Genomic DNA, 24937 nt, shown 5'->3' with positions numbered 1-24937 from the left:
CGAAGCCATCGATACAATCTCTACCAACCACAACGAACGGCGAATGCCGACGAGAAAAGGGAACAGGGGAATGAGCGATTACAAGGATTACCTCACACGACAGGTCATGCTCGGCAAGATGAACCGGCGCGAGTTTTTGGGCCGCGCGGCTGCTGCCGGCATTCTCGCCTCGACGGCCGGCACTTTGTTTGCCACCAGCGCTGCAGCGCAGGAGCCGAAGCGCGGCGGCCATCTGAAACTCGGTCTTGAAGGTGCTGCCGCAACCGACTCGAAAGACCCGGCCAAGGCGCTTTCGCAATTCATGTTCGTCGTCGGCCGCAACTGGGGCGACATGCTGGTCGAAAGCCACCCGACCACGGGCGCGCCGGTACCGGCACTTGCCGAATCCTGGGAGCCGTCAGCCGATGCCTCGACCTGGACCTTCACCATCCGCAAGGGCGTGAAATTCCATGACGGCAAGGAACTGACGCTCGACGACGTCATCAAGACCCTGCAGCGCCACACCGACGAGAAGTCGGAATCCGGCGCGCTCGGCGTGATGAAGTCGATCAAGGAGATCAAGGCCGACGGCGACAAGCTGGTGCTGGTGCTGACGGAAGGCAATGCCGACCTGCCGCTACTTCTGACCGACTATCACCTGATCATCCAGCCGGGCGGCGGCATCGACGCGCCGGACGCCCAGATCGGCACCGGCCCCTTCAAGGTGACGAGCTTCGAGGCCGGCGTTCGCGCCACCTTCGAGAAGAACGCCGACGACTGGCGCACGGACCGCGGCTACGTGGATTCGGTCGAGTTGATCGCCATGAACGACGCGACCGCCCGCATCGCCGCCCTTTCGTCGGGCCAGGTGCACTACATCAACCGCGTCGACCCGAAGACGGTCAACCTTCTGAAGAAGGCACCGACGGTCGAAATCCTGAACACATCCGGCCGTGGCCACTACGTGTTCATCATGCATTGCAACACCGCCCCGTTCGACAACAACGACCTGCGCATGGCGCTTAAGTATTCGATGGACCGCGAAACCATGGTCCAGCGCATCCTCGGCGGCTACGGCAAGGTCGGCAACGACTTCCCGATCAACGACACCTATGCCCTCTTCCCCGAAGGCATCGAGCAGCGTGCCTATGATCCGGACAAGGCGGCCTTCCATTACAAGAAGTCCGGCCACAGCGGTCCGGTGCTCTTGCGCACCTCCGACGTTGCCTTCCCAGGTGCGGTCGACGCGGCCGTGCTCTACCAGGAAAGCGCCAAGAAGGCGGGCATCGAGATCGAGGTCAAGCGCGAGCCGGGCGACGGCTACTGGACCAACGTCTGGAACGTCCAGCCCTTCTCCACCTCCTACTGGGGCGGCCGTCCGACCCAGGACCAGATGTACTCGACCGCTTACCTCTCGACCGCCGACTGGAACGATACCCGCTTCAAGCGCCCGGACTTCGACAAGCTTCTGCTCGAGGCCCGTGCCGAGCTCGACGAAGCCAAGCGCAAGGACATGTACCGCACCATGGCCATGACGGTGCGTGACGAAGGCGGCCTGATCCTGCCGATGTTCAACGACTTCGTGAACGCCTCCACCAAGCAGGTGAAAGGCTACGTGCACGATATCGGCAACGACATGTCGAACGGCTACGTCGCAACCCGGGTCTGGCTGGACGCATGATGATGGAAAGCGGACCGCTCACTGGTCCGGTTCCGACGGATGGAACCGCGGGTGCGTCGCACCCGCGGTCTGCCGAACTTTCCGGAGTACCAGCAAAACCCAACCCTGCCGCCAGCCAAAGCGAAATCGGCGGCACCTTCTGGCGGCGCTTCACCTTCCGTCGCCCTCTCGCGGCGCTGATCCTGCAGCGCCTCGGCTTGAGCGTCGGCCTTCTGTTCGCAGTATCGCTGATGATCTTTGGCGGCATCGAGGCGCTGCCGGGCGACTTCGCCACCACTTATCTCGGCCAGTCGGCAACGCCCCAGGCGGTCGAAAACATCCGCAAGGACCTTGGCCTCGACAAGCCCTGGACCGAACGCTACCTCTCCTGGCTCGGCGGCGCGGTTCAAGGCGATTTCGGCACCTCCTGGGCAAGCAAGAATTCGGTCGGCGAACAGATCAGCAAGCGCCTCGGCAACTCGCTGTTCCTCGCCTTCTTCGCGGCGCTGGTCTCCGTGCCGCTCGCCGTTGGCCTCGGCATGCTCGCGGTGCAGTTCCGCAACCGGCTGCCCGACAAGATCATCAACGTCGTCTCGCTTGCGGCGATCTCGCTGCCGGAGTTCTTCGTCGGTTATCTGCTGATCATGTTCTTCGCCGTCAAATACGGCGTCGCGACCTTCCCCGCGACCGTCTATGACAGCATGAGCTTCACCGAGCGGCTCTCGGCAATCGCCCTTCCGGTCGCAACCCTCGTCCTCGTTGTTCTCGCCCACATGATGCGCATGACGAGGGCTGCGATCCTCAACGTCATGTCGTCGGCCTATGTCGAGACGGCAGAGCTGAAGGGTCTCGGCATGTTCCGCATCATCGCGCGCCATGCGGCTCCCAACGCCGTGGCGCCTGTCATCAACGTCATTGCGCTGAACCTCGCCTATCTCGTCGTCGGCGTCGTCGTGGTCGAAGTGGTCTTTGTCTATCCGGGCATGGGCCAATACATGGTGGATGCGGTAACCGTGCGCGACATGCCGGTCGTTCAGGCCTGCGGCCTGATCTTTGCCGCCTTCTACATCTTCCTCAACATGGCGGCCGACATTCTCGCGATCATCGCCAACCCCAGACTGAGGCATCCGCGATGAACCTGAGATCCATTCCCTTCAGCGCCTGGATCGGCATCGCCGGCATCGCGATCGCGATCTTCTGCGCGCTCTTTGCGCCCATGATCGCCCCCTTCGGCGAACGCGACGTCGTCGGCGACGTCTGGCTCCCGGCCGGTGGCGACTTCCTGCTCGGCACCGACAATCTCGGCCGCGACCTGCTCTCGCGTCTGATCTATGGCGCCCGCACCACCATCTTCGTGGCGCTGGCGGCAACCGTGCTTTCCTTCTCGCTGGGCATGCTCCTGAGCTTCACCGCCGCCGTCGTCGGTGGTTTCACCGACCAGCTCTTCTCCCGCTTCAACGACCTGATGATGGCGATCCCGACGCTGATCTTCGCCCTCGTCGTTCTCGCCGTGCTGCCGCAGCATCTGTGGATCCTGATCCTGGTGATGGCGGTGCTCGACAGTACCCGCGTATTCCGCATCGGCCGGGCCGTCGCGCTCGATGTCGCGGTCATGGAGTTCGTCGAAGCCGCAAGGCTGCGCGGCGAAGGCTCGCTCTGGATCATCTTCCGCGAGATCCTGCCGAACACGCTGTCGCCGCTCTTGGCCGAATTCGGCCTGCGCTTCGCCTTCTCGATCCTCTTCCTCTCCACCCTCTCCTTCCTCGGCCTCGGCATCCAGCCGCCGGCAGCGGACTGGGGCGGCATGGTCAAGGACAATAAGGACGGCATCATCTTCGGCATCTCGGCAGCCCTCATCCCAGGGGCCGCGATCGCGACGCTGGCGATCTGCGTCAACCTCGTGGTCGACTGGCTGATGAAGAGAACCTCCAGCCTCAAGGGAGGACGCGGCGATGCCTGAGATGCTCTCCGTCAAGAACCTGAAGATCGAAGCGACCAGCTACCCGCCGGGCGAACCACCCAAGGTCGTCACCCTTGTCGAGGGCGTTTCCTTCACGGTGCAAAAGGGCAAGGTGCTCGGCCTCATCGGCGAATCCGGCGCCGGCAAGTCGACCATCGGCCTTTCGGCGCTCGCCTATGGTCGCGGCGGCGTGCGCATCACCGGCGGCCAGGTCCTGCTCGATGGCAAGGACATCCTGACGCTCGACAAGAACGGCATCCGCTCGATCCGCGGCGCCCGCGTCTGCTACGTCGCGCAATCGGCTGCCGCCGCCTTCAACCCGGCGCACCGGCTCGGCGACCAGGTGATCGAGGCGTCGCTCCGCCATGGGATCATGAGCCGCGAGGAGGCGAAGAAGCGGGCGCTCTATCTCTTCCGGGTGCTGGGCCTGCCCAATCCGGAAACCTTCGGCGACCGCTATCCGCACCAGGTCTCCGGCGGCCAGCTGCAGCGCGCCATGACCGCCATGGCACTCTGCCCCAACCCGGAACTGATCGTCTTCGACGAGCCGACGACAGCGCTCGACGTCACGACCCAGATCGACGTGCTTGCCGCGATCAAGCATGCGATCGAGGAGACGCACACCGCAGCGCTCTACATCACCCACGATCTTGCCGTCGTCGCCCAGATCTCCGACGACATCATGGTGCTGCGCCACGGCAAGACCGTGGAATATGGCGCTACCAAGCAGATTATCGAGGCGCCGCGGGAGGATTACACCCGCGCGCTCGTCAGCGTCCGCCAGACCAAGCGTGACGAGGCCGCGGACCAGACCGGCACGCAGCTGACGATCGAGCATGTCAGCGCCGGTTACGCCAACGGCTTCAAGGTGCTGCACGACGTCTCGATGCATCTGCCGAAGGGCCAGACGCTGGCGATCGTCGGCGAAAGCGGCTCGGGCAAGTCGACGCTCGCCCGCGTCATCACCGGGCTGCTGCCGCCGACCGAGGGACGTATCACCTTCGAGGGCAAGGAACTGCCGCGGGCGCTCAAGGGCCGCAGCAATGACGAGCTGCGCCGCATCCAGATGATCTACCAGATGGCCGATACGGCGATGAACCCGCGCCAGACGGTGCGCGACATCGTCGGTCGGCCGCTCTCCTTCTATTTCGGTCTGCACGGCCAGAAGAAGACGGAGCGGGTGAACGAGCTGCTCGACCAGATCGAAATGGGCGGCCGCTTCCTCGATCGGTATCCGGCCGAACTCTCAGGCGGGCAAAAACAGCGGGTGGCGATCGCACGCGCGCTCGCCGCCAAGCCCGAGCTGATCCTCTGCGACGAGCCGACCTCCGCGCTCGATCCGCTGGTGGCCGAAGGCATCCTGAATCTGCTTTTGAAGCTTCAGGAGGAAACCGCTGTTTCCTATGTCTTTATCACCCACGACATCGCCATCGTCCGGGCGATCGCCGACAGCGTCGCGGTCATGCATCGCGGCCGCCTCGTGCGCTTCGGTCCGAAGTCGAAGGTGCTGTCGCCGCCTTTCGACGACTATACCGACCTGCTGCTGAAGTCGGTTCCCGAGATGGAGATCGGCTGGCTGGAACGCGTGCTGAAGACAAGGCGCATGGAAAGCGCCGGCAACTGAAAAACGAGACGGCGGCACGATTGGGTGCCGCCGTCTGCCGTCTTCGTCGGTCAAGGTCAGCGTTCCCAGAAGGCCTTGCTCGTCTCAGCACGAACCTGTGCCTTGGTGAGGCCGATATCCGTCAGCCTCTCGGGATATTGATCGGCCATCCGCTGAAGTTGCTCGCGGACGCGGACGCGGTCCTCCCAGATGACAAGCAGCCGGAAGGGGTCGTGACGACCGAGGCTGTCGGCGAGATGCCTGGCCGGCTGGCTGAGATCCAGCCGAACGGCATGATAGAAATCGGACATTCCGGAAAGCAGGCTGCTCATCGCCGTTCCCACCTCTTCTGGCCCCTAGGGGGCGTTGAAACACGGGTGGAACTCTAGGCGCGTCGCACGCGCCCCACATCGCGCAGCTGCTGTGTTTCCTCTCCTGCATTTGTAGTATTTTGCCGGGAGCACCGCGCGTCCCGTTAGACGCGCAACGGGCGCTGTGGCACCTTGCCGTATGTCGCCATTGAAAACGGCCCGGTCAGATGGCAGGAAGCAGCCATGAACCGTATTTCGACATCACAGGCAGCCACCGAAGCCTTGTCAGATCGCGAGCGCGCCGTGGCGGAGCGCTTTGCCGCCGGTCTTACCTATCGCGAAATCGGCGAAGCGCTGTTCATCGCGCCCTCGACGGTGCGCACGCACCTGGCAACGATCTACGGCAAGCTCGGCGTTCGCAACAAGATCGAGCTTGCCTCCTGGGTCGCACAGATGGTGGCCGGCAGAGCAGCGACCGAAGCGGTCGCGCCATCGCGCAGTGCCGAGCCGGCCTCGCCGACGCTCGCGGTCTTTCCCATTGAAAGCCTCAATCCGGAGGATCGCTGGCACCGCTTTGCCGATGGCCTTTCGTCCGACATCTGCGTCGATCTCGCGCGCTTCGCCGACCTGCCGGTCATCGCCTTCCACACGATGAAGCTGCTCGGCAATCGACCCGAAGCCTTCGAAGACCATGTTCAGGCGGTGGGGGCGGCCTACGCCATCACCGGGCAGCTGCGCGCCGACGACCGCCGGGTTCGCCTCACGATCCAGCTTTCCGACACGCGCAGCGGCATGACGCTGTGGAGCGAGCGCTACGATCGCACCATGGAAGACGCGCTCTCCCTGCAGGACAGCCTCTGCGAAAGCGTCATCAATGTGCTTGCCGGCTGCTTCGGCACGCTGGCGGCGATCGGCCGCAAGGAAAGCCGCCGCAAGTCGCCGGGAAGCCTGCAGTCCTATGACTATTTCCTGCTTGGCGTGGAGCAGCACAATCGCTTCAGCCGCGACGGCAACACGAACGCGATGCAGTTGCTGACACGCTCGCTGGAACTCGATCCGAGCCGGGCGCGCGCCTGGACGGAACTTGCCTATGTCTATTCCATCCAGGCGGCCAACGGCTTTGTCGATGACCTCGACGAAGCCTTCCGCAACTGGCGGCGCGCGGTTGATGAAGCCGTGCGGCTGGATCCCACCGACCCAGCCGGCCACACCTGCCTCGGGGATCTGCGTGCTTGCCTCGGCGACCTCGCAGGCGGCGCCGAAGCACATGCCCGCGCCTTCGAATTCGGGAAAAACAACGCCGACACCCTGGCGCTGCTTGCGGGCGCCAAGGCCCTGGTCGTTGGCGACCCCGCCGATGGGATGCCGCTTATCGAACGCGCCCTCTCCCTGAACCCGCTCGGGCCGCCCTGGTATTATGGCATGCTCGCGCGCGTTCTCTTCGTCGTCGGGCGCTATCGCGAATGCCTGTCGGCGCTGGAGAAGAGTTCACAGGAATCGCCCAATACGCTGATGTTCCAGGCGATGGCCCATGCGCTAAGCGGAGAGGCGAAAGAGGCAACCGACGTCGTGTGGCGCCTGCGTGCCGAGTTCCCCTCCTTTACGGTAGACCGCTTCATCAAGGGCTATCCCGTCTCCAATCCGCCGGCGCTGGAAGCCCTTCGCGAAGGAGCCCGACTGGCGAAGCTCGACTGAGGTTCGGTCATTTCTGCCGGCAGTCGACGTCGCCGACGCGATTTGCGGCCTCGCCCTCGAATGTCACCGTCGCCTCGCCCTTGGCCGAGCAATCGCCCTTTTCTCCGCTGCCGGCGCGGAAATGCACGACCGGCTGGCCCTCGATCATGATGCTCGGCACCACTTCGTAAAGTTCCGGCGGGCAGTTGGCGACATCGGAAAGCCGCAGCGCCGGCTGGCCGCCGATCATCACGCTCGAAGCGCCCGAAAGCGCGCAGGACGGGATCGGTGCCGGGGCATCGTCGGCCATCGCGAAGGAGACCGGCATTGCGATGAGGCAAAGAACCGCGACCACAGCAGATTTCATGACCCACTCCCCAAAAACGCTGCCAACCTATCGTGGCACGACAGAGGCCTCAATACTCGTTCGGTATCGTCAGCGGCTCGGCATCGGGCGTTTCGAGAAAATTGCGCACCGTCTGCGGCATCTGCCGTGAGCCGAAGGTGAGCACACCGCAGCGCGAGAGCATCTGGCGCAGGTCCGGTTGGCCCCCGAGCGAGCGCCAGATCATCCGGGACGCATAAGGCAGGTTCTCCTTGCGCCAGGAGACCCCCATGGTTGTGCCGCGCAGGTAGACGCGCTGGTGCATTTCAAACGGCAGCAGGATCGTCTGCGCCAGCATCGGCTCGCGGCCGATGCTGCGCTCGGTGATGAAGATGCGGTTTCGCCAGAAGGTGACGAGGCCGACATATTTCGAGAACTGCTGGATCTCGTTGGCCGGATCGCGGATGCGCTCGATCGACTTGACCCGGAAAGAGCCGGCCTCCTCATAGATCCGGGCCGCGGAGCAGACGACGAGCCCCGGCCAGGAGAGCGAGACATGGTAGGTCTGGTAGTAGCCGATATGACGCCTCAGCGCCGCGATATCGCCGGGAAACCCTTCGAGCAGCAGCCCCGCGTCCGATCGGTCGCGGTCCGGTCGCGTCATGCGCGCCTCGAATTGTTTCGCGGGCAAGACGAAGTCTTCCGCCGCAAGCCCGAAAAAGCGGGCGATGCGCGCGACATTGTGCGGAGAAGGCTTCGCCTCGCCGGCAATGTAGCGATTGAACTGCTGCCGGTTGATGCCGATCTCGCGGCAAATCTGCGAGATCGACCGGCGCGTCGCGCAGGCAAACCTGAGATTGGCCGAGAAGATGTCGATGTCCCGCAATGGCTCTCCCTCGATCATGCCGGTGATAACGCGGCGGCCGGTTCGCAACCGCGAAACCGGAGCAGTCTCTCGTTTACCTCGGATCGTGGCAACCTGCACGATCCTAGTAGCGTAAAAGAGCGTAAATAAGCGTCAAGTCGCGAAATTGTGTCCGATCCTGCAGGCGATAGGTTTTCTCCAGAAACATTACACCAAAGGGAACCCTGGAATGACCGAATTCACGAAGCGACAAGACGGCCTTCTCGTTCCCGCGAGCATGGCTTCGACCAGCATCAGCCGGCGGGGCTTCCTGGCGGGTACAGCGGCGCTCGGCCTTGCGGCCGGGCTCGGCGCAACGCTCGGCGCAGGCGACGCACGGGCCCAGGAGCCCAAGCGCGGCGGCCATCTGAAGCTCGGCCTCAAGGGCGGCGCCACCACCGATTCCCTCGATCCCGCTGCCTATAGCGGTTCGGTCTCCTTCGTCATCGGCCACCTCTGGGGCGACACGCTGGTCGAATCCGACCCGAAGACCGGCGCGCCGCTGCCGGCCCTTGCCGAATCTTGGGAACCCTCGGCCGACGCATCCCAGTGGACCTTCAAGATCCGCAGCGACGTCAGCTTCCACGACGGCAGCAAGCTGACGGTCGCCGACGTTGTCGCGACCTTGAAGCGCCATGCGGACGAAGGCTCGAAGTCCGGCGCACTCGGGCTGATGCGCTCGATCAAGACGATCGAGGACAAGGGCGGCGCGCTGGTGCTGACCCTGACCGAGGGCAATGCCGACCTGCCGCTGCTTCTGACCGACTACCACCTGATCATCCAGCCGAAGGGCGGCGTCGATAACCCGGCCTCCCCCATCGGCACCGGTCCCTACAAGCTTGCAAGCTACGAGGCGGGCCTGCGCGCCACCTTCGAGAAGAACGCCGATGACTGGCGCTCCGACCGCGGCTTCGTCGACAGTGTCGAGATCATCGTGATGAACGACACCACGGCGCGCATTGCGGCACTTTCCTCCGGCCAGGTGCATTTCATCAACAACATCGACCCGAAGACCGTGCCGCTTTTGAAGCGGGCGCCGCGCGTCGAGATCCTGCGCACCGCCGGCAAGGGCTTCTACAGCTTCCTGATGCACTGCGACACCGCCCCCTTCGACAACAACGACCTGAGGCTGGCACTGAAATACGCGGTCGATCGCCAGGCGATCCTCGACCGGGTGCTCGGCGGCTTCGGCACGCTCGGCAACGACTACCCGGTCAATGGCAACTATGCGCTGGCGCCCGAAGGCATCGAGCAGCGCGCCTATGATCCTGATAAGGCCGCCTTCCACTACAAGAAGTCCGGCCACGACCGACCGATTCTGCTGCGCACCTCCGACGCCGCCTTCCCGGGTGCTGCCGACGCGGCCGTGCTCTTCCAGGAAAGCGCCAAGAAGGCCGGCATCGAGCTGGAAGTTCGTCGCGAGCCGGAGGACGGTTACTGGACCAACGTCTGGAACGTGCAGCCCTTCTGCGCCTCCTACTGGGGCGGCCGGCCGACGCAGGATTCGCGCTACTCCACGTCCTATCTTTCGACGGCGGAATGGAACGACACGCGCTTCAAGCGCGAGGATTTCGACAAGCTGCTGCTTCAGGCCCGCTCCGAGCTCGACGATGCCAAGCGTAAGGAGATGTACCACACCATGGCCATGACCGTGCGCGACGAAGGCGGCCTGATCCTGCCTGTCTTCAACGACTACGTGAACGCCGCCTCGGCGTCGCTGAAGGGCTTCGTCGACGACATCGGCAACGACCTGTCCAACGGCTACATCGGTAGCCGCGTCTGGTTCGACGCCTAAGCGCAATTGCAACGGACGCGGAACCCGGTTCCGCGTCCGAACTTGCATAGAAACAATGCGATAGAGTGAACGGTTAGAAACGACATGTCCGAACGTGAATTCACACTGATCGAGAACGAATGGATCCGGCTGAAGGACGGCACCCAGCTTGCCGCCCGCATCTGGATGCCCGCCGGCGCCAACGCCGCGCCGGTTCCGGCCGTGCTCGAATACCTGCCCTACCGCAAGCAAGGCGGCACCAGCCTTCGCGACGAATCCACCTACCCGGTGTTTGCGGCCGCTGGCATTGCCGGCGTGCGTGTCGATATCCGCGGCTCCGGCGAAAGCGATGGCGTCATCGACGGCGAATACACGCCGCGCGAGCTCTCCGACGGCTGCGAAATCATCGAATGGATCGCTGCCCAACCCTGGTCGAATGGCAAGGTCGGCATGATGGGCATCTCCTGGGGCGGCTTCAACTGCCTGCAGGTCGCAGCCCTCAATCCACCCGCGCTCAAAGCCGTCATCTCCATCGCCTCGACGGTCGACCGCTACAACGACGACATCCATTACAAGAACGGCTGCCACCTCTCCGCCCAGCTGTCCTGGGCGGCAACCATGCTCGCCTACCAGTCGCGCTCGCCGGATCCCGAACTCGTCGGTGATCGCTGGAAGGCGATGTGGATGGAGCGGCTGGAGAACGAGCCCTACTTCATGGAGGAGTGGCTGGAGCATCAGCGCCGCGACGCCTTCTGGGAACATGGCTCGATTTCCGAGGACTTCGACAGTGTCGCGGTGCCGGCGCTCGTCATTGCCGGCTGGGCCGACGGCTACCGCAACACGCCCTTGAAGGCGGTCGAGGGGCTTGGCGACAAGGCGAAGGCGCTGATCGGCCCCTGGGTGCACAAGTACCCGCACTTCGCCTTCCCCAAGCCCCGCGCCGATTTTCATGGTGAGGCGATCCGCTGGTGGAACCGCTGGCTGCGCGACGAGGAGAACGGCGCAGAGAAAGGACCGCAGGTGCGCGCCTATATTCTCGATGGCCCGCGCCCGTCGCTCAGGCGCGACAGCGATCCCGGCCGCTGGGTGGCGAAGGATGCCTGGACGTCGCCGGAAATGCAGCTCTTCGGCGTCTCGCATGACGGGCGGCTGACGCCGTCTGCCGGCGGCACCGGCATTGGCGAGATCTACCTGAAGTCGCCGCTCGATACCGGTACGGCCGCCGGCGAGTATTTCACCCTGAAACCGGATGCCGAAATGGCCGGCGACCAGCGCATCGACGACGCCGGCTCGCTCACCTTCGAGACCGCGCCGCTGCTTGCAGCCGCCGACTATCTCGGCCAGCCGACGCTGACGGTCGATGTCACCTGCCAGGCGCCAACGGCCAATCTCGCCGTGCGCCTCGTCGATGTGCACCCGGACGGCACCGCCACCCGCGTCGCCTTCGGCGTGCTCAATCTGGCGCATCGCGACGGCAATGCCAGCCCGAAGGGCATGGAGCCCGGCCGCAAGACGCGCATCACGCTGACGCTCGACGCCTGCGGCTACCGCTTCCGCCCGGGCAACCGCATCCGCGTGTCGCTGTCGACCGCCTACTGGCCGCTGATCCTTCCCACCCCGACCGATCCCGGCCTTTCGATCGATACGGCGAGCCTGTCGCTTGCGCTGCCACTGCTCGGTGCCCACCGCGAGATCGTCGTGCCGGAGCCGGAAAACCCCGATCCGCTGCCGAAGTATGTTGAGCTCAAGCGCGGCAACACCAGCCGCACGGTCGAGCGCGACATGACGCATGGCATGACCCACTACCGGATCTACGAGGACACCGGCCTTTCCGAGCACCCCGATACCGGTCTTGCCACCCAGGACATCCGCGACGAGACCTGGTCGATCGCGCCTGACGATCCGCTATCGATGATCGGCACCTCGACCTGGACCTGCATCGCCAGGCGCGAAGGCTGGTCGGTGCGCACGGTCTCGACCGCGACGTTGCACTGCACCGAGGACGATTGGATCACCGAGGCGGAAGTCGTCGCCTATGAAGGCGAGACAAAGATCTTCGAGAAGCATTTTGAAAAGCGGGTTCGCCGGGATCTGATGTGAACCTGGCGCCGAGCGGGGGCGTGCGTCCCGCCGCCGCTTGGCCCTGCTTGCCACCGCTCTCTTGACGCCAACAGCAAAGCATTGTACCAATCGGTAAACAATTTACCGATTGGTACAGCCATGCGCCATTTTTTCTCCCGTCATCAGCCTCCCGTTCACGTCGGCCGCGGTCTCATTGCCGGTATCGGTGGCCTTGTCGCCATTGCCGCCGTCGGGGCGCTGACCCATTTCGTCGGACACCCCCTGTTGATGGCGCCCTTCGGCGCCAGTTGCGTGTTGATCTTCTCGGTCGCATCAAGCCCGCTGTCGCAGCCGGCCAATGTCGTCGGCGGCCACGTCATTGCCACTCTCGTCGGCCTGATCCTGCGGACGGTCTTTCCCAACGAATGGTGGGCCGTCGCGATCGCTGTCGGCGCCGCAATCGCCCTGATGGCGGCATTGCGCCTCACCCATCCGCCGGCCGGCGCCAACCCGCTCGTCGTCTTTTCCGCAGATCCGGGTTTTGAGTTCCTGCTCTTTCCGGTCCTGACCGGTTCGCTCATCCTCGTCGCCATTGGCGCCCTCTTCCACCGTTTCGCCAGGGTGGAGTATCCGCTGGTGAGGAAGCCCGCATGAGCCGCGTCGTTGCCGAGCGAAAGGACGTCATTGCGATGCTCGCCGAGATTTTTCGCGAGCACGGCTATGACGGCGCCAGCCTCAGCCTGATCACCGAAAAGACGGGGCTCGGCAAAGGCAGCCTCTACCACTTCTTCCCTGGCGGGAAGGAGGAGATGGCCGAGGCCGTGCTTGCCGACATCGACGCCTGGTTCCGCACCCACGTCTTCGACATCCTGCGCAATGCCGAAGACCCGGATGACGCGCTGGAGACCATGTTTTCCGGCGTCGACAGCTACTTCCGCCAGGGCCGCAGGCTCTGCTTGATGGGCGTGATCGCGACAAGCGGCGCCCATGACCGCTTCGCCCGCGAGATCAACGGCTACTTCACCGACTGGCGCACCGACCTCGCCGCAACGCTCGTGCGTGCCGGCGCGCCCGAGACGGAGGCAACCGCCCTTGCCGAAGAAGTCGTCGGCGGCATCCAGGGCGCGTTGATCCTCGCCCGCAGCCTCGGCGATCCCGGCGCCTTCGGCCGGGTGATTTCCCGCCTCAAGGCACGCTGCTTGAACGCTCCCGCCGCATAAAGCTCCGAGCCGCCGGCACCCTTTCTCGGCCTGCCAAATCTGACAATTATCAGCCGGAGCCGCCGCATGCCTTGACACGACCCGTCGCGCGCAGATATTAACCGATGAGTTAAATAACTTTCAGGTTAAAGACTGGGCGCAGTGGGGCGCCCGGAGGAGGAGGCATTGATGCAAGCGGCAACCGCAAACGCAACGCGCAAGGAAATCAGCCTGGAAATCGTGCGCGACTTCGACGCGCCGATCAGCCTTGTCTTCAAGGTCTGGTCAACGCCTGAGCATGCGCTGCGCTGGTGGGGACCGAAGGATTTCACGCCCCATTCGCTCTCCATGGACTTTCGGCCCGGCGGCGCCTGGCGCGGCTGCATCCGCTCACCCGAAGGGCGCGACTACTGGATGGGCGGCGTCTACCGCGAGGTGCGCGAGCCGGAACGGCTCGTCTTCACCTTCGCCTGGGACGAAGAGGGCGAACCCGGCCCCGATACGCTGATCACCGTCTCCTTCGCCGACATCGGCGGCAGGACACGCCTGACGTTCCATCAAACGCCATTCGAGACCGTCGAAGAGCGCGACTCGCACCAGGAAGGCTGGGGCGAGTGCCTCGACCGGCTCAAGGATTATGTCGACCATGTCTGAGACCGCAAACCTCGACAACGCGCCGGGCCCGAAGGCGACCCGGCGCGAATGGATCGGGCTCGCCGTGCTGGCGCTGCCCTGCATGCTCTATTCCATGGACCTGACGGTGCTGAACCTGGCGGTGCCGCAGCTTGCCGAACAGCTGAAACCGTCGGCATCCCAGCTTCTCTGGATCATCGACGTCTACGGCTTCATGGTCGCCGGCTCGCTCATCACCATGGGCACGCTCGGAGACCGCATCGGCCGCCGGCGCCTGCTGATGATCGGCTCGATCGCCTTCGGCCTCGCCTCGATCTTTGCCGCCTTTGCCTGGAACGCCGAAACGCTGATTATCGCACGCGCCATCCTTGGCGTTGCCGCCGCGACGCTTGCGCCCTCCACGCTCTCGCTCATCCGCAACATGTTCTTGGACGACCGGCAGCGCACCTTTGCAATCGGTGTGTGGATTGCCAGTTTCTCGGCCGGCGGCGCCATTGGCCCCGTGGTCGGCGGGCTGATGCTGTCGCAGTTCTGGTGGGGCTCGGTGTTCCTGCTGGCGGTGCCCGTCATGGTGCTGATCCTCATCCTCGGCCCAATCCTCTTGCCCGAGTTCCGCGATCCGGAGGCCGGGCGGATCGACCTGATCAGCGCCGCGCAATCGCTGATATCGGTGCTGTCGGTGATCTACGGCATGAAGCGCATCGCCGAAGATGGCGTCGATACGACAGCGATCTCCTTCATCCTTGTCGGCATCGTCGTTGCCATCCTCTTCGCACGCCGCCAGCTTCGCCTCGCCGATCCGCTGATCGACCTGTCGCTGTTCAAGACGCCCGCCTTCAGCGCCGCACTTGGCGTCAACATTCTCGGGCTTTTCGTCGGCTTCGGCGCCTTCCTGTTCGTGGCGCAGTACCTGCAACTCGTTCTCGGCCTTTCGCCTTTCGTCGCCGGGCTCTGGTCGGTGCCGACAGGTGTCGCCATGGTCGTTGCCTCGATGACGGTGCCGATGCTGGCGACGCGCTTTGCCGCCTCCAACCTGATTGCCGCCGGCTTCGTGCTGACGGCGATCGGCTTTGCCATCTGCACGCAGGTCGGTACCACAAGCAGCCCCCTCCTCGTCACGACCGGGCTCGTCGTGCTCTGCCTCGGCTTTGCCCCGGTCGGAACGCTGACGACCGACATGATCGTCGGCTCGGCCCCGCCGGAACGCGCCGGTGCGGCGTCTGCGATCTCGGAGACCAGTTTCGAATTCGGCGGAGCGCTCGGCATCGCGGTTCTCGGCAGTCTTTTGACCTCGGCCTATCGCGGCCGCATGGATGAACTCATCGTCACCGGCCTGCCGGAGGAAAAGATCGAGGCGGCCCGCCAGACGCTCGGCGGCGCCGTGGCGATTGCCGCCGAGTTACCGCCGGCAGAAGCCGAGCGCCTGCTGACGGCCGCCCGCGACGTCTTCACCCAGTCCTTCACCTTCACAGCCTCGATCTGCGTGCTCCTGTCGCTGCTGACCGCCCTCATCGCCTTCCTGCTTCTGCGCAAGGCGAAGGACGACGACAACGGCAAGGATCCGCTGATCGCCGATCAGCCAGCCCCTTCGGGCACCGTCGGCTAGCTTCGCGCGGCGCCGGACTGCAAGACGTCAACAGCACATCCTCATCGGCGCCGACCACCCGGTCGGTGCGCGGTGAAGCCTGTGCAAAATCCGGGAGGAACCGATGAAAAAGCTCTACCGCGGCAGCTGTCACTGCGGCGCCGTCACCTTCGAATGCCAGCTCGATCTTGCCGAAGGCGTCCGCCGCTGCAATTGCTCCTTCTGCGCCAAGACGCGCATGCAGAAAGCTTTTGCACTCAGGGAAGAATTCGCGATCACCACCGGCAAGGACAGGCTCACCAGCTATCGGGCCGACAACTCGAGCTGGATCATCGGCGACGTCGATCACTACTTCTGTAGCCGCTGTGGCGTCAGGCCGTTCACGCGCGGCTATCACAAGGATTTCATCGGGCACTTCTACGCCGTCAACGTTGCCTGCCTCGACGGCGTCAGCGATGCGGAACTCGCCGAAGCGCCCATCATCTACGAGAACGGCCGTGCCGACGATCACTTCAACCCGCCGGACGACACGCGCTTCATGTAGCGGCAGCGCGGAACGTCAGGCGACGGTCAAGGCCTGCAGCGCCGAAAGCGCCCGCTCGGCATCCGCCTCCGGCACGAAGACATGGTCGTGATAATAGGCGGCGATCACGTTGGCGCTGATGCCCTCGCGCGTCAGCGCCGCCGAGATGGCCGCCGTCAGGCCGACAGCTTCGAGCGCCGAGTGGACGTTGAGCGTGATCCTGCGAAGCAGCGGGCCGTATTCGAGACCCGCCTGATCAGCCGCGTCGCGGGCAAGAACCAGCGTCAGCCCCTCGTCCTCGCGATAGGTGGCGAGCGGCTCCAGCTGCTGGTAGCCCGCCTCGTCGCGGTAGGCGACGGTGCAATAGACATAGGTCTGCGGGTAAAGAACCGGGCTCATCGCCGCCAGGAGTTTTGCGAGATCCGTTTCGCCGGCCATGTCCCATCCCATCCTATCGAGCGTCAATGTTGCAGTGAACTCGTAGCGGATCGTCACGTTGGCGTGAAGCACGCGATCGCGATTTGACCATTGTCATTCCCATGAAAACATGTGGTCATCTTGGAGCTGGCATGAGGCCGGCGGTGGAGGAAACCATGGCGAGCAGCAGCAAGTCGGCCTATTCCCTGGGCAATGTCTCCCTGATCTCGGTCGCAGCCCTTGTCGCCGCGCTCGCGACTGCGCCGCTTGCTTCAGCCCAGGAAACGGCCGTCCCCATCCCGCCGCCGTCGCTTGACGAAAAGACAACGGCATCGACCGAAATCGCCGTCTTTGCCGGCGGCTGCTTCTGGGGCGTGCAGGGTGTGTTTCAGCATGTCAAAGGCGTAAAGAACGCCGTCTCGGGCTACGCGGGCGGCACGGCGGCCACTGCCGACTACGAGACGGTGAGCGGCGGCAAGACCGGCCACGCGGAATCGGTGGAGGTGACCTTCGATCCGCGCGAGGTGACCTATGGGCAACTGCTTCAGGTCTTCTTCTCCGTCGCCCACAACCCGACGCAGCTCAACTATCAGGGACCGGATCACGGCACACAGTATCGCTCGGCACTTTTCGCCGTCACGGATGAGCAGAAGAAAATCGCCGCCGCCTATATCGCCGAGCTCGGCAAGTCAGGCGCCTTCCCGGCAGCGATCGTCACGCAGGTCTCTCCCTTCAAGGGCTTCTATGCCGCCGAAGACTATCACCAGGACTTCCTGACGCGGAACCCGACCCATCCTTACATCGTCTACAACGACCTGCCGAAGATCGAAAACCTACGAACACTCTTCCCCGGGGCATTCCGGGCAAATCCCGTGCTGGTGTTCAAGGCGAAAAGCTAGCCCGGACGCTTCCTCGGGAAAGCTGCGTCCCGGCTCTCCGGTAATGGCGTTCCTGCCAATCCCGCCTCAGCGCGTTCCGACGAGAATGGCAACGCCTTCCGCCAGCCGCTTAAACCCTTCGCGCGCGCCCTCGCTCATGTGCCGCGCCCTGAGCCAGGCATGGATCATCTGCGGCTCTTCTCGGAAGGTGACGTTGACACCGGCGCTTGCAAGACGCGCCGCATAGATGCGGGCATCGTCGCGCAACGGATCGAAAAAGGCGCCGGTGATGTAGCTCGGCGGCAGGCCGGAAAGATCCGTTTCCGCCAGCGGCGCGGCGAAGGGATTGCCCGAGGGCGCCTTCAGGATGTCGCGATAGTAGCCGACATCGGCCGTCGTCAGCCCCGGCGCCTCGGCCATCTCCACATAGGAGCCCGAGACCAGGTCACCGCCGAGGCCGGCATAGATCAGCACCTGTCCGACAATGCCGGAAAGCCCTTCCGCCCGCGCCTTGAGCACAATGCCGGCCGTAAGGTTGCCACCGGCGCTGTCGCCGGCAACGACAACCGGACGGCCATCGGCAAGCAAGTCCTGAAGCACGGCATAGCTGTCGTCGAAGGCGGCCGGCCAGACATGCTCCGGTGCCAGCCGATAATCGACCGAGACCAGCTCGGCCTGAGCGAAATCCGCGAGCTCGGCGCAGATCGCATCGTGGCTGTCGAGCGAGCCGACGACGAAACCGCCGCCATGGATGTAGTAGATCCGCGTCTTCGTCGACACGGTCGCCGGCCGGTAGCGCCGGATCTTGATGCGGCCGTCGACAAGCGCATCTTCACGGGTGAGCCCGGCCGGGCTCGGCGCATCGAATTCGGCGCAGAGCGCATCGTACCATTTGCGTTGCTGCCCGATCGACGCATCCACCGCATCGGCAGGGTAGAAGTCCTCGCAGCGGCGATGAAAGGCAAGGATGCCGGGCTCGCTCGGCATGGGTTTGGTACGCAACCTGTCGTCCATTTCAGCGCCTCGTTCGGTGGGCCATTCGTCCGCATGCGGTTCGTCTTCGGAAAGTCCGAAGGCATGCGCGGAGACCGGATTGCAATGGTCGATAGCCACAATTAGAGATTTAGCCTGCCGACCAAGAACCCGCTCCGATTCTCTCTTCCATGGTGTCTCCGTGAAACTATTGCAGGCCTTTCGCAATCGCCATCCTGTTTGCGCCGCATTGATCGGCTTCTTCGTCGCGCCGGCGGTGATGATGGCCTATCTCGGGCGTTGGAAGCTGGGCCTCTTGTACTTCGTCGCGGAGGTCGCGCTGTACTTCGGCGCCTCCTGGGCGATTGCCGCAGCGACGAGTACCGATGACGCGACGTGGCTTGCCAATCTCGCGCTGGGTGCCTTCCGTTGCTTCGGATCATACCACGGCTATCAGCTGGCTCGCGGCATTTCGCCTGGCCAGAGCTTTCCCTGGTATGCACGTTGGTACGGCCTCGTCCTGATCTTCCTCGTCGCGCCGATTGCCTTCACGTCGCTCTTGTTCCAGTCCTTCGGCACAGCGGCATCTTCGATGTACCCGACGATCCGTAGCGGCGACTATGTGGTCGCAAGCAAATACGCCTATGGCTACGGCAAGTTCTCGTTCCCTTTCAGCATCGGACTGAACTCGAAGGTACTTGGCAGCGCGCCGGAACGCGGCGACGTGGTCGTCTTCGCCTTCCCACCGCAGCCGGAGCTCCCCTATGTCAAGCGGGTCGTCGGTTTGCCCGGCGACAGCGTTCAATACAGGGGCGGTACTCTCTACATCAACGGCGAACCGGCGCCGAAGGAGCAGGTGGAGGTACAGCACAATCCGGACGATCAGGGCGGTGACTTTACAATCTACAGCGAAAGGCTGTCCGGCGACCGCTCTCACCGAATGGCCGAAGACAGGCCCGTCTCCGATACCCAGGAATTCACCGTTCCAGACGGCCACTACTTCATGCTTGGCGACAACAGGAACCGAAGCGCCGACAGCCGGCACGATGTCGGCTTTGTTCCGGAGGAGAACATTTTCGGGAAAGCCGTTCTGGTTCTCTACAACAAACGCAGTGGTTTCGACGCCTTCCGAAAGGTGAACTAATCCGGGCAGACAGCGGCGGCGCGGCAACGGCTTGCCAGCCGCGCCCTGCACCTATTAACTCGCGCCATGGCCTTCACTTTCAGACAGTTGCAGTATTTCGTCGCCGTTGCCGAACAGGGGTCGATCACCCGTGCGGCGCAGAACCTCTCGATCTCGCAATCCTCGATCACCGAGGCGATCAAGGAGCTTGAGGGCGACCTCGGCGTGGAACTCTTCGATCGGCATCCGCGCGGTCTGTCGATCACCCACAACGGCCACCAGTTCCTGCGCCACGCGACCAAGATCCTCTCCAATGTCTCGGACGCCCGGCGGAGTTTCTCCGACAGCCGCGAGGAGACCGGCGGCAAGCTCAATCTCGGCGTCACCTCGCTCGTTGCCGGCTACGTGCTCTCCGATCTCTTGGCCCGTTATCGTCGCGCCTGCCCGGGCGTCGAGGTCAGCGCCATCGAGGACAACGGCTCCTATCTCGAGCATCTCCTGATCGGCGGCGAACTCGATGTCGCCGTCATGGTCATCTCGAACCTCCGCGACCGCATGGCGCTGCAGGCGGAAATCCTCGAAACCTCGCCCTATCGCCTCTGGCTGCCGATCGGCCATCCGCTGGTCAGCGCCGACATTATCTCCGTCAGCGATATCGCCAAGGAACCGCTGATCATGCTGACGGTCGACGAAATCGAGGAGAACACCGGCAAGCTTCTGACCGCACTCGGCGCCCGCCCGCATGTGGCCTTCCGCACCCGTTCGGTCGAGGCGGTGCGCAGCCTGGTCGCGACCGGCGCCGGCATCGCGCTTCTGCCCGATCTCGTCTACCGCCCCTGGTCGCTTGAAGGCGACCGCATCGAGAGCCGCGATGTCTCGGGCGCTCTTCCCGTCGTCCAGGTCGGCATGGTCTGGCGCAAGGGCTCTGGCCTGCCGCAATCTGCGCGCGATTTCGTCGGCATCGCCGAAGCGCTTAGAAGCGCCCGTCCGCGTTAACCTGCTGGTTTTTCTTGCTTTCCAGCGATTCCCGGAGAACGATATCGGAAAAACCGAAAGCGGCATTCTGTTTAATGAATTTGCGAATACGGTGAAACCAAGGCACGCTTCAACCTGGGAACGAAGCCGCAAAACGCGGCTCAAAACTGGGAGAATTCAGATGAAGCAGATGCTCAAATCCTGCACGGCATTGACCCTGTCGCTTTGCCTTGTGGCCCCGGCCTTTGCGCAGGAGCCGCTGAAGGAGCTCGGCAAGGGCGAAGGCGAACTCTCCATCGTCGCCTGGGCCGGCTACATCGAGCGCGGCGACACCGACAAGAACTACGACTGGGTCACGGATTTCGAAAAGCAGACGGGCTGCAAGGTCTCGGTGAAGACGGCCGCCACCTCCGACGAAATGGTCGCGCTGATGAACGAAGGCGGCTTCGACCTCGTCACCGCGTCGGGCGACGCGTCGCTGCGTCTCGTCGCCGGCAAGCGCGTCCAGCCGATCAACACCGACCTGATCCCGAGCTGGAAGACGATCGACGAGCGCATGCAGAACGCGCCCTGGTACACGGTCAACGGCGTGCACTACGGCACCCCTTACGTCTGGGGCCCGAACGTGCTGATGTACAACAAGGACGCCTTCAAGGGCGAAGCGCCGAAGAGCTGGAACGTCGTCTTTGAGGAAATGAACCTGCCCGACGGCAAGTCGAACAAGGGCCGCGTCCAGGCCTATGACGGTCCGATCCATGTGGCTGATGCCGCCAACTACCTGATGAAGCACAAGCCGGAACTCGGCATCAAGGACCCCTACGAGCTCAACGAAGACCAGTACAAGGCAGCGCTTGAACTGCTGCGCGGCCAGCGCAAGCTGGTCGGCCGCTACTGGCACGACGCGATGATCCAGATCGACGACTTCAAGAACGAAGGCGTCGTCGCCTCCGGCTCCTGGCCGTTCCAGGTCAACCTGATGGAAGCCGAAAAGCTGCCGATCGCTTCGACCATTCCGGAAGAAGGCGTGACCGGGTGGGCGGATACGACCATGCTGCACGCCGACAGCCCGCACCCGAACTGCGCCTATATGTGGATGGAGCACTCGCTGTCGCCGAAGGTCCAGGGTGACGTTTCCGCCTGGTTCGGCGCCAACCCGTCCGTCGGTGCCGCCTGCAAGGGCAATGCGCTGCTCACCGACGAAGGCTGCAAGACCAACGGCTACGAGGACTTCGACAAGGTCAAGTTCTGGAAGACGCCGGTGACCAAGTGCGAAAGCCAGGGCGAATGCGTGCCCTATCACCGCTGGGTCTCCGACTACATCGGCGTGATCGGCGGCCGATAAGCCGCGACCACACAGCAAGCATTCTGCCCCTCACCCTGACCCTCTCCCCGCACGCGGGGAGTGGGAACGCCTCCGGCAAAACTGTCGGCAGGCATTTGAGGCAAACCGCCCGCCGCACGTCCCTTCGCCCCGCTTGCGGGAAGAAGGTGCCCGGCAGGGCGGATGAGGGGCGCTTCCCTCACCGCGAGAGATGAAGGGGCCTTCCCTCACCGCGGGAATGAGGGCCAAATTTTCTGGAGCATTCTCATGACCACCGCCGTTCTCTTCGACAATGTTTCCCGCCACTTCGGAGCCGTGCGCGCCGTCGATGGCGTGAACCTCGAGATTGCCGAGGGCGAGTTCTTCGCCATGCTCGGCCCCTCAGGCTCCGGCAAGACCACGTGTCTCCGCCTGATGGCCGGGTTCGAGCAACCGACCGGCGGCCATATCGAAATCTTCGGCGAAACCGCCGAGGGTGTTCCGCCCTATCGGCGCAGCGTCAACACCGTCTTCCAGGATTACGCCCTATTCCCGCATCTCTCGATCCTCGACAACGTCGCCTACGGGCTGATGGTCAAGGGCATCGGTCGCGAGGAGCGCCGCAAGGCGGCCGAAGACGCGCTCGCCATGGTCAAGTTGCCGGGCTACGGCACCCGCCGCCCCGGCCAGCTCTCCGGCGGCCAGCGCCAGCGCGTGGCACTGGCCCGCGCGCTCGTCAACAAGCCCAAGGTTCTCTTGCTCGACGAGCCGCTCGGCGCGCTCGACCTGAAGCTGCGCGAGCAGATGCAGGAAGAGCTGAAGAGCCTGCAGAAATCGCTCGGCATCACCTTCGTCTTCGTCACCCACGACCAGGGTGAAGCCCTGTCGATGGCCGACCGCATCGCCGTCTTCAACGATGGCCGCATCCAGCAGCTCGGCCGCCCGGAAGACGTCTACAAGCAGCCGAAGACACGGTTTGTCGCCGATTTCGTCGGCTCGTCCAACGTGCGGCCCGCCAAGCTTTGCCAGCGCCTCGGCCTGAAGGCGCCCTTCGCCAGCCTGCGCCCGGAAGCGATCTCCCTCTCCACGCCGTGGGATGGCGCGCTCAGCCTTGCAGGCACTGTCGCCGCCCATAGTTTCCTCGGCGCCGTCAACCGCGTCGTCGTCGATGTCGATGGCGCCCGTGTCGCCGTCGCCAGCCCCGCCGCCCTCACCGTGCCCGCCGTCGGCAGCCCCGTCACCATCAGCTTTGCCGCAAACGAGCTGCACCCGATGGAGGACGCATGACCGCCTTTGCCGAACCCCTCGTCTTGCCCGAACGCCGCGGCCCTGCCGGCCGCCTGTCGGACTTCTTCTGGAAGCACCCGCATCTGCTTCTGATGATCATGCTCGCGCCGCCGCTGCTCTGGCTCGGCATCGTCTACCTCGGATCGCTGTTTGCACTGCTGCTGCAGAGCTTCTTTTCGATCGACGACTTCTCGGGCCTGATCAATTACGAGTTCACGCTTGCGACCTATCGCCAGCTCCTCAGTGAAACCAATCTCGACATCATCCTGCGCACCGTCACGATGGCGGCAACCGTCACGCTCGCCTCTGCCGTCATCGCTTTCCCGATCGCCTACTACGCGGCGCGCTATGCGCAAGGGAAGTGGAAGGTGCTCTTCTATCTCGGCGTCATGCTGCCACTCTGGTCGAGCTATCTGGTCAAGATCTACGCCTGGAAGCTGATCCTTGCCAAGGAAGGCATCCTCACCTGGATTTTCGATAAACTGCACCTGCTCTGGCTGCTTGATGGCTGGCTTTCGCTGCCCGTGGTCGGCGGCAACTCGCTCTCGGTCAGCTACACCGGCACCTTCATCGTCTTCGTCTATGTCTGGCTGCCCTTCATGATCCTGCCGATCCAGGCGGCGCTCGAGCGCGTGCAGGGCAACCTGATCGAGGCGTCCTCCGACCTCGGCGGCACGCCGGCCCAGACCTTCCGCTACGTGCTCTTTCCGCTGGCGCTGCCCGGTATCGTCGCCGGCTCGATCTTCACGTTTTCGCTGACGCTCGGCGACTACATCATCCCGCAGATCGTCGGCTCGTCACGCCTCTTCATCGGTCAGGCGGTCTATGCCCAGCAGGGTACGGCCGGCAACATTCCGCTCGCCGCCGCCTTCACGGTGGTGCCGATCGTCATCATGGGCGCCTACCTCTTCGTGGCCAAACGCATGGGGGCTTTCGATGCGCTCTGAACGCAACCGCTCGCCGATGGGCCTGAAGATCGCGGCCGCAGCCGGCCTCGCCTTCCTGCACCTGCCGATCCTGCTCATCTTCCTCTACGCGTTTACGACGGAGGAAAAGAGCTACCAGTTCCCGCCGCCGGGCCTGACGACGCAGTGGTTTGCGGTTGCCTGGAACCGACCGGATGTCTGGGCGGCGCTGACGCTCTCGGTCAAGGTCGCCTCGATCGCGACCGCCGTGGCTCTGGTGCTCGGCACGCTTTGTGCCGCCGCCGTCAGCCAGACGCGCTTCTTCGGCCGCGAGACGATCTCGCTGCTCGTCATCCTGCCGATAGCCCTTCCCGGCATCATCACCGGCATTGCGCTCCGCTCCGCCTTCTCGATGGCCGACATCCCCTTCTCGTTCTGGACCATCGTGCTCGGCCACGCGACCTTCTGCATCGTCGTCGTCTACAACAACGCGGTCGCCCGCTTCCGGCGGATTTCCGGTTCGCTGATCGAGGCCTCGATGGATCTCGGCGCCGACGGCTTCCAGACCTTCCGCCACATCATACTGCCGAACATCGGCACGGCACTGCTCGCCGGCGGCATGCTCGCCTTCGCCCTGTCCTTCGACGAGGTGATCGTCACCACCTTTACCGCCGGCCAGCAGTCGACGCTGCCGATCTGGATGCTCGAAGAGCTGATCCGCCCGCGCCAGCGCCCGGTGACCAATGTCGTCGCCATGGTCGTGGTGCTCGTCACCTTCCTGCCGATCCTCGGCGCCTACTACCTCACCCGCGACGGCGACCAGATCGCCGGCGCCGGCAAATAACTCGACTTTCAAGGGAGAACAGACATGGACACCCAACTGCTGATC

At 64.0% G+C, this 24937-nt stretch carries 24 protein-coding genes; 19 read left to right on the top strand and 5 right to left on the bottom strand.

Going from position 1 to position 24937, the window contains the following annotated elements; genetic code table 11:
- Positions 1 to 70 precede the first annotated feature (70 nt).
- The 4 genes from VGO04_RS25045 to VGO04_RS25030 are packed head-to-tail and all read left to right on the top strand — an operon-like array spanning position 71 to position 5223.
- A complete protein-coding gene (locus VGO04_RS25045; protein ID WP_327498663.1) occupies positions 71 to 1660 on the top strand; it encodes an ABC transporter substrate-binding protein in 1590 nt (529 codons plus the stop codon).
- Positions 1660 to 2775, top strand: a complete 1116-nt coding sequence (locus VGO04_RS25040; protein ID WP_327498665.1) for an ABC transporter permease — start codon at positions 1660 to 1662, stop codon at positions 2773 to 2775. Before VGO04_RS25045 ends, VGO04_RS25040 begins: the two co-directional genes overlap by 1 nt.
- Positions 2772 to 3599, top strand: coding sequence for an ABC transporter permease (locus VGO04_RS25035; RefSeq protein ID WP_104662987.1), 828 nt, complete (start codon positions 2772 to 2774; stop codon positions 3597 to 3599). Before VGO04_RS25040 ends, VGO04_RS25035 begins: the two co-directional genes overlap by 4 nt.
- The gene (locus tag VGO04_RS25030; RefSeq protein WP_327498662.1) at positions 3592 to 5223 is read left to right on the top strand and encodes an ABC transporter ATP-binding protein; all 1632 of its coding nucleotides are present in this window, start codon (positions 3592 to 3594) and stop codon (positions 5221 to 5223) included. The genes VGO04_RS25035 and VGO04_RS25030 overlap by 8 nt, the downstream gene beginning before the upstream one ends.
- Before the next feature lie 56 nt (positions 5224 to 5279).
- Here VGO04_RS25030 and VGO04_RS25025 read toward each other — a convergent pair whose 3' ends face one another.
- Positions 5280 to 5534: a hypothetical protein gene (locus VGO04_RS25025; RefSeq protein ID WP_327498661.1), complete on the bottom strand. Its 255-nt coding sequence runs from the start codon at positions 5532 to 5534 to the stop codon at positions 5280 to 5282.
- A gap of 222 nt (positions 5535 to 5756) precedes the next feature.
- Between VGO04_RS25025 and VGO04_RS25020 the strand changes: the two genes are divergently transcribed.
- Positions 5757 to 7208, top strand: a complete 1452-nt coding sequence (locus VGO04_RS25020) for a LuxR C-terminal-related transcriptional regulator (protein WP_327498660.1) — start codon at positions 5757 to 5759, stop codon at positions 7206 to 7208.
- Positions 7209 to 7215: 7 nt separating this feature from the next.
- Here the strand turns inward: VGO04_RS25020 and VGO04_RS25015 are convergent, their stop codons facing one another.
- The gene (locus tag VGO04_RS25015; protein ID WP_327498659.1) at positions 7216 to 7554 is read right to left on the bottom strand and encodes a PAAR domain-containing protein; all 339 of its coding nucleotides are present in this window, start codon (positions 7552 to 7554) and stop codon (positions 7216 to 7218) included.
- 49 nt (positions 7555 to 7603) lie between these two features.
- A complete protein-coding gene (locus VGO04_RS25010) occupies positions 7604 to 8389 on the bottom strand; it encodes a helix-turn-helix domain-containing protein (protein ID WP_414650597.1) in 786 nt (261 codons plus the stop codon).
- A gap of 217 nt (positions 8390 to 8606) precedes the next feature.
- On the opposite strand from VGO04_RS25010, the gene VGO04_RS25005 reads away from it, so the two are divergent.
- From VGO04_RS25005 to VGO04_RS24975, 7 genes are all read left to right on the top strand, one after another.
- Positions 8607 to 10211, top strand: a complete 1605-nt coding sequence (locus VGO04_RS25005) for an ABC transporter substrate-binding protein (protein WP_327498657.1) — start codon at positions 8607 to 8609, stop codon at positions 10209 to 10211.
- Between the two features lie 84 nt (positions 10212 to 10295).
- Positions 10296 to 12290, top strand: coding sequence for a CocE/NonD family hydrolase (locus tag VGO04_RS25000; RefSeq protein WP_327498656.1), 1995 nt, complete (start codon positions 10296 to 10298; stop codon positions 12288 to 12290).
- Between the two features lie 120 nt (positions 12291 to 12410).
- On the top strand, positions 12411 to 12905 hold the full coding sequence (locus tag VGO04_RS24995; RefSeq protein ID WP_327498655.1) for an HPP family protein: 495 nt from the start codon (positions 12411 to 12413) through the stop codon (positions 12903 to 12905).
- On the top strand, positions 12902 to 13471 hold the full coding sequence (locus tag VGO04_RS24990; RefSeq protein WP_327498654.1) for a TetR/AcrR family transcriptional regulator: 570 nt from the start codon (positions 12902 to 12904) through the stop codon (positions 13469 to 13471). The genes VGO04_RS24995 and VGO04_RS24990 overlap by 4 nt, the downstream gene beginning before the upstream one ends.
- 168 nt (positions 13472 to 13639) lie before the next feature.
- On the top strand, positions 13640 to 14104 hold the full coding sequence (locus VGO04_RS24985) for an SRPBCC domain-containing protein (protein ID WP_327498653.1): 465 nt from the start codon (positions 13640 to 13642) through the stop codon (positions 14102 to 14104).
- Positions 14097 to 15689, top strand: coding sequence for an MFS transporter (locus VGO04_RS24980; RefSeq protein ID WP_327498652.1), 1593 nt, complete (start codon positions 14097 to 14099; stop codon positions 15687 to 15689). The genes VGO04_RS24985 and VGO04_RS24980 overlap by 8 nt, the downstream gene beginning before the upstream one ends.
- A 103-nt stretch (positions 15690 to 15792) precedes the next feature.
- Positions 15793 to 16212 (top strand): GFA family protein, encoded by a 420-nt coding sequence (locus VGO04_RS24975; protein WP_327498651.1) that lies wholly within the window; start codon positions 15793 to 15795, stop codon positions 16210 to 16212.
- Positions 16213 to 16227: 15 nt separating this feature from the next.
- Here VGO04_RS24975 and VGO04_RS24970 read toward each other — a convergent pair whose 3' ends face one another.
- Entirely contained in the window at positions 16228 to 16629 is a 402-nt protein-coding gene (locus VGO04_RS24970) for an ACT domain-containing protein (RefSeq protein ID WP_327498664.1), read from the bottom strand.
- A gap of 155 nt (positions 16630 to 16784) precedes the next feature.
- Here VGO04_RS24970 and msrA point away from each other — a divergent pair, with 155 nt between their 5' ends.
- Positions 16785 to 17507: a peptide-methionine (S)-S-oxide reductase MsrA gene (gene msrA / locus VGO04_RS24965; RefSeq protein WP_327498650.1), complete on the top strand. Its 723-nt coding sequence runs from the start codon at positions 16785 to 16787 to the stop codon at positions 17505 to 17507.
- 66 nt (positions 17508 to 17573) lie between these two features.
- On the opposite strand, the gene VGO04_RS24960 is transcribed toward msrA, so the two are convergent.
- Positions 17574 to 18500: an alpha/beta hydrolase gene (locus VGO04_RS24960; protein ID WP_327498649.1), complete on the bottom strand. Its 927-nt coding sequence runs from the start codon at positions 18498 to 18500 to the stop codon at positions 17574 to 17576.
- Positions 18501 to 18660: 160 nt separating this feature from the next.
- On the opposite strand from VGO04_RS24960, the gene lepB reads away from it, so the two are divergent.
- The 6 genes from lepB to VGO04_RS24930 all read left to right on the top strand — a co-directional run bounded on the left by lepB (position 18661) and on the right by VGO04_RS24930 (position 24892).
- Positions 18661 to 19602 carry a signal peptidase I gene (gene lepB / locus VGO04_RS24955; protein ID WP_327498648.1) on the top strand — a complete coding sequence of 314 codons (942 nt, stop codon included), beginning with the start codon at positions 18661 to 18663 and terminating at the stop codon, positions 19600 to 19602.
- 66 nt (positions 19603 to 19668) lie between these two features.
- Positions 19669 to 20577 (top strand): LysR family transcriptional regulator, encoded by a 909-nt coding sequence (locus VGO04_RS24950; protein WP_043624663.1) that lies wholly within the window; start codon positions 19669 to 19671, stop codon positions 20575 to 20577.
- A gap of 160 nt (positions 20578 to 20737) precedes the next feature.
- Positions 20738 to 21898, top strand: coding sequence for an ABC transporter substrate-binding protein (locus VGO04_RS24945; RefSeq protein WP_327498647.1), 1161 nt, complete (start codon positions 20738 to 20740; stop codon positions 21896 to 21898).
- Between the two features lie 246 nt (positions 21899 to 22144).
- Positions 22145 to 23143, top strand: coding sequence for an ABC transporter ATP-binding protein (locus tag VGO04_RS24940; RefSeq protein WP_327498646.1), 999 nt, complete (start codon positions 22145 to 22147; stop codon positions 23141 to 23143).
- On the top strand, positions 23140 to 24090 hold the full coding sequence (locus VGO04_RS24935; RefSeq protein WP_327498645.1) for an ABC transporter permease: 951 nt from the start codon (positions 23140 to 23142) through the stop codon (positions 24088 to 24090). The genes VGO04_RS24940 and VGO04_RS24935 overlap by 4 nt, the downstream gene beginning before the upstream one ends.
- Positions 24080 to 24892: an ABC transporter permease gene (locus VGO04_RS24930; protein ID WP_327498644.1), complete on the top strand. Its 813-nt coding sequence runs from the start codon at positions 24080 to 24082 to the stop codon at positions 24890 to 24892. The genes VGO04_RS24935 and VGO04_RS24930 overlap by 11 nt, the downstream gene beginning before the upstream one ends.
- Positions 24893 to 24937: the final 45 nt, after the last annotated feature.

The organism is Ensifer sp. (assembly GCF_035999185.1).
In the GTDB taxonomy this organism is placed as follows: Bacteria; Pseudomonadota; Alphaproteobacteria; order Rhizobiales; family Rhizobiaceae; genus Ensifer.
The sequence above is the reverse complement of the archived record's forward strand: the minus strand, read 5'-3'. Positions and strand labels throughout refer to the sequence as shown.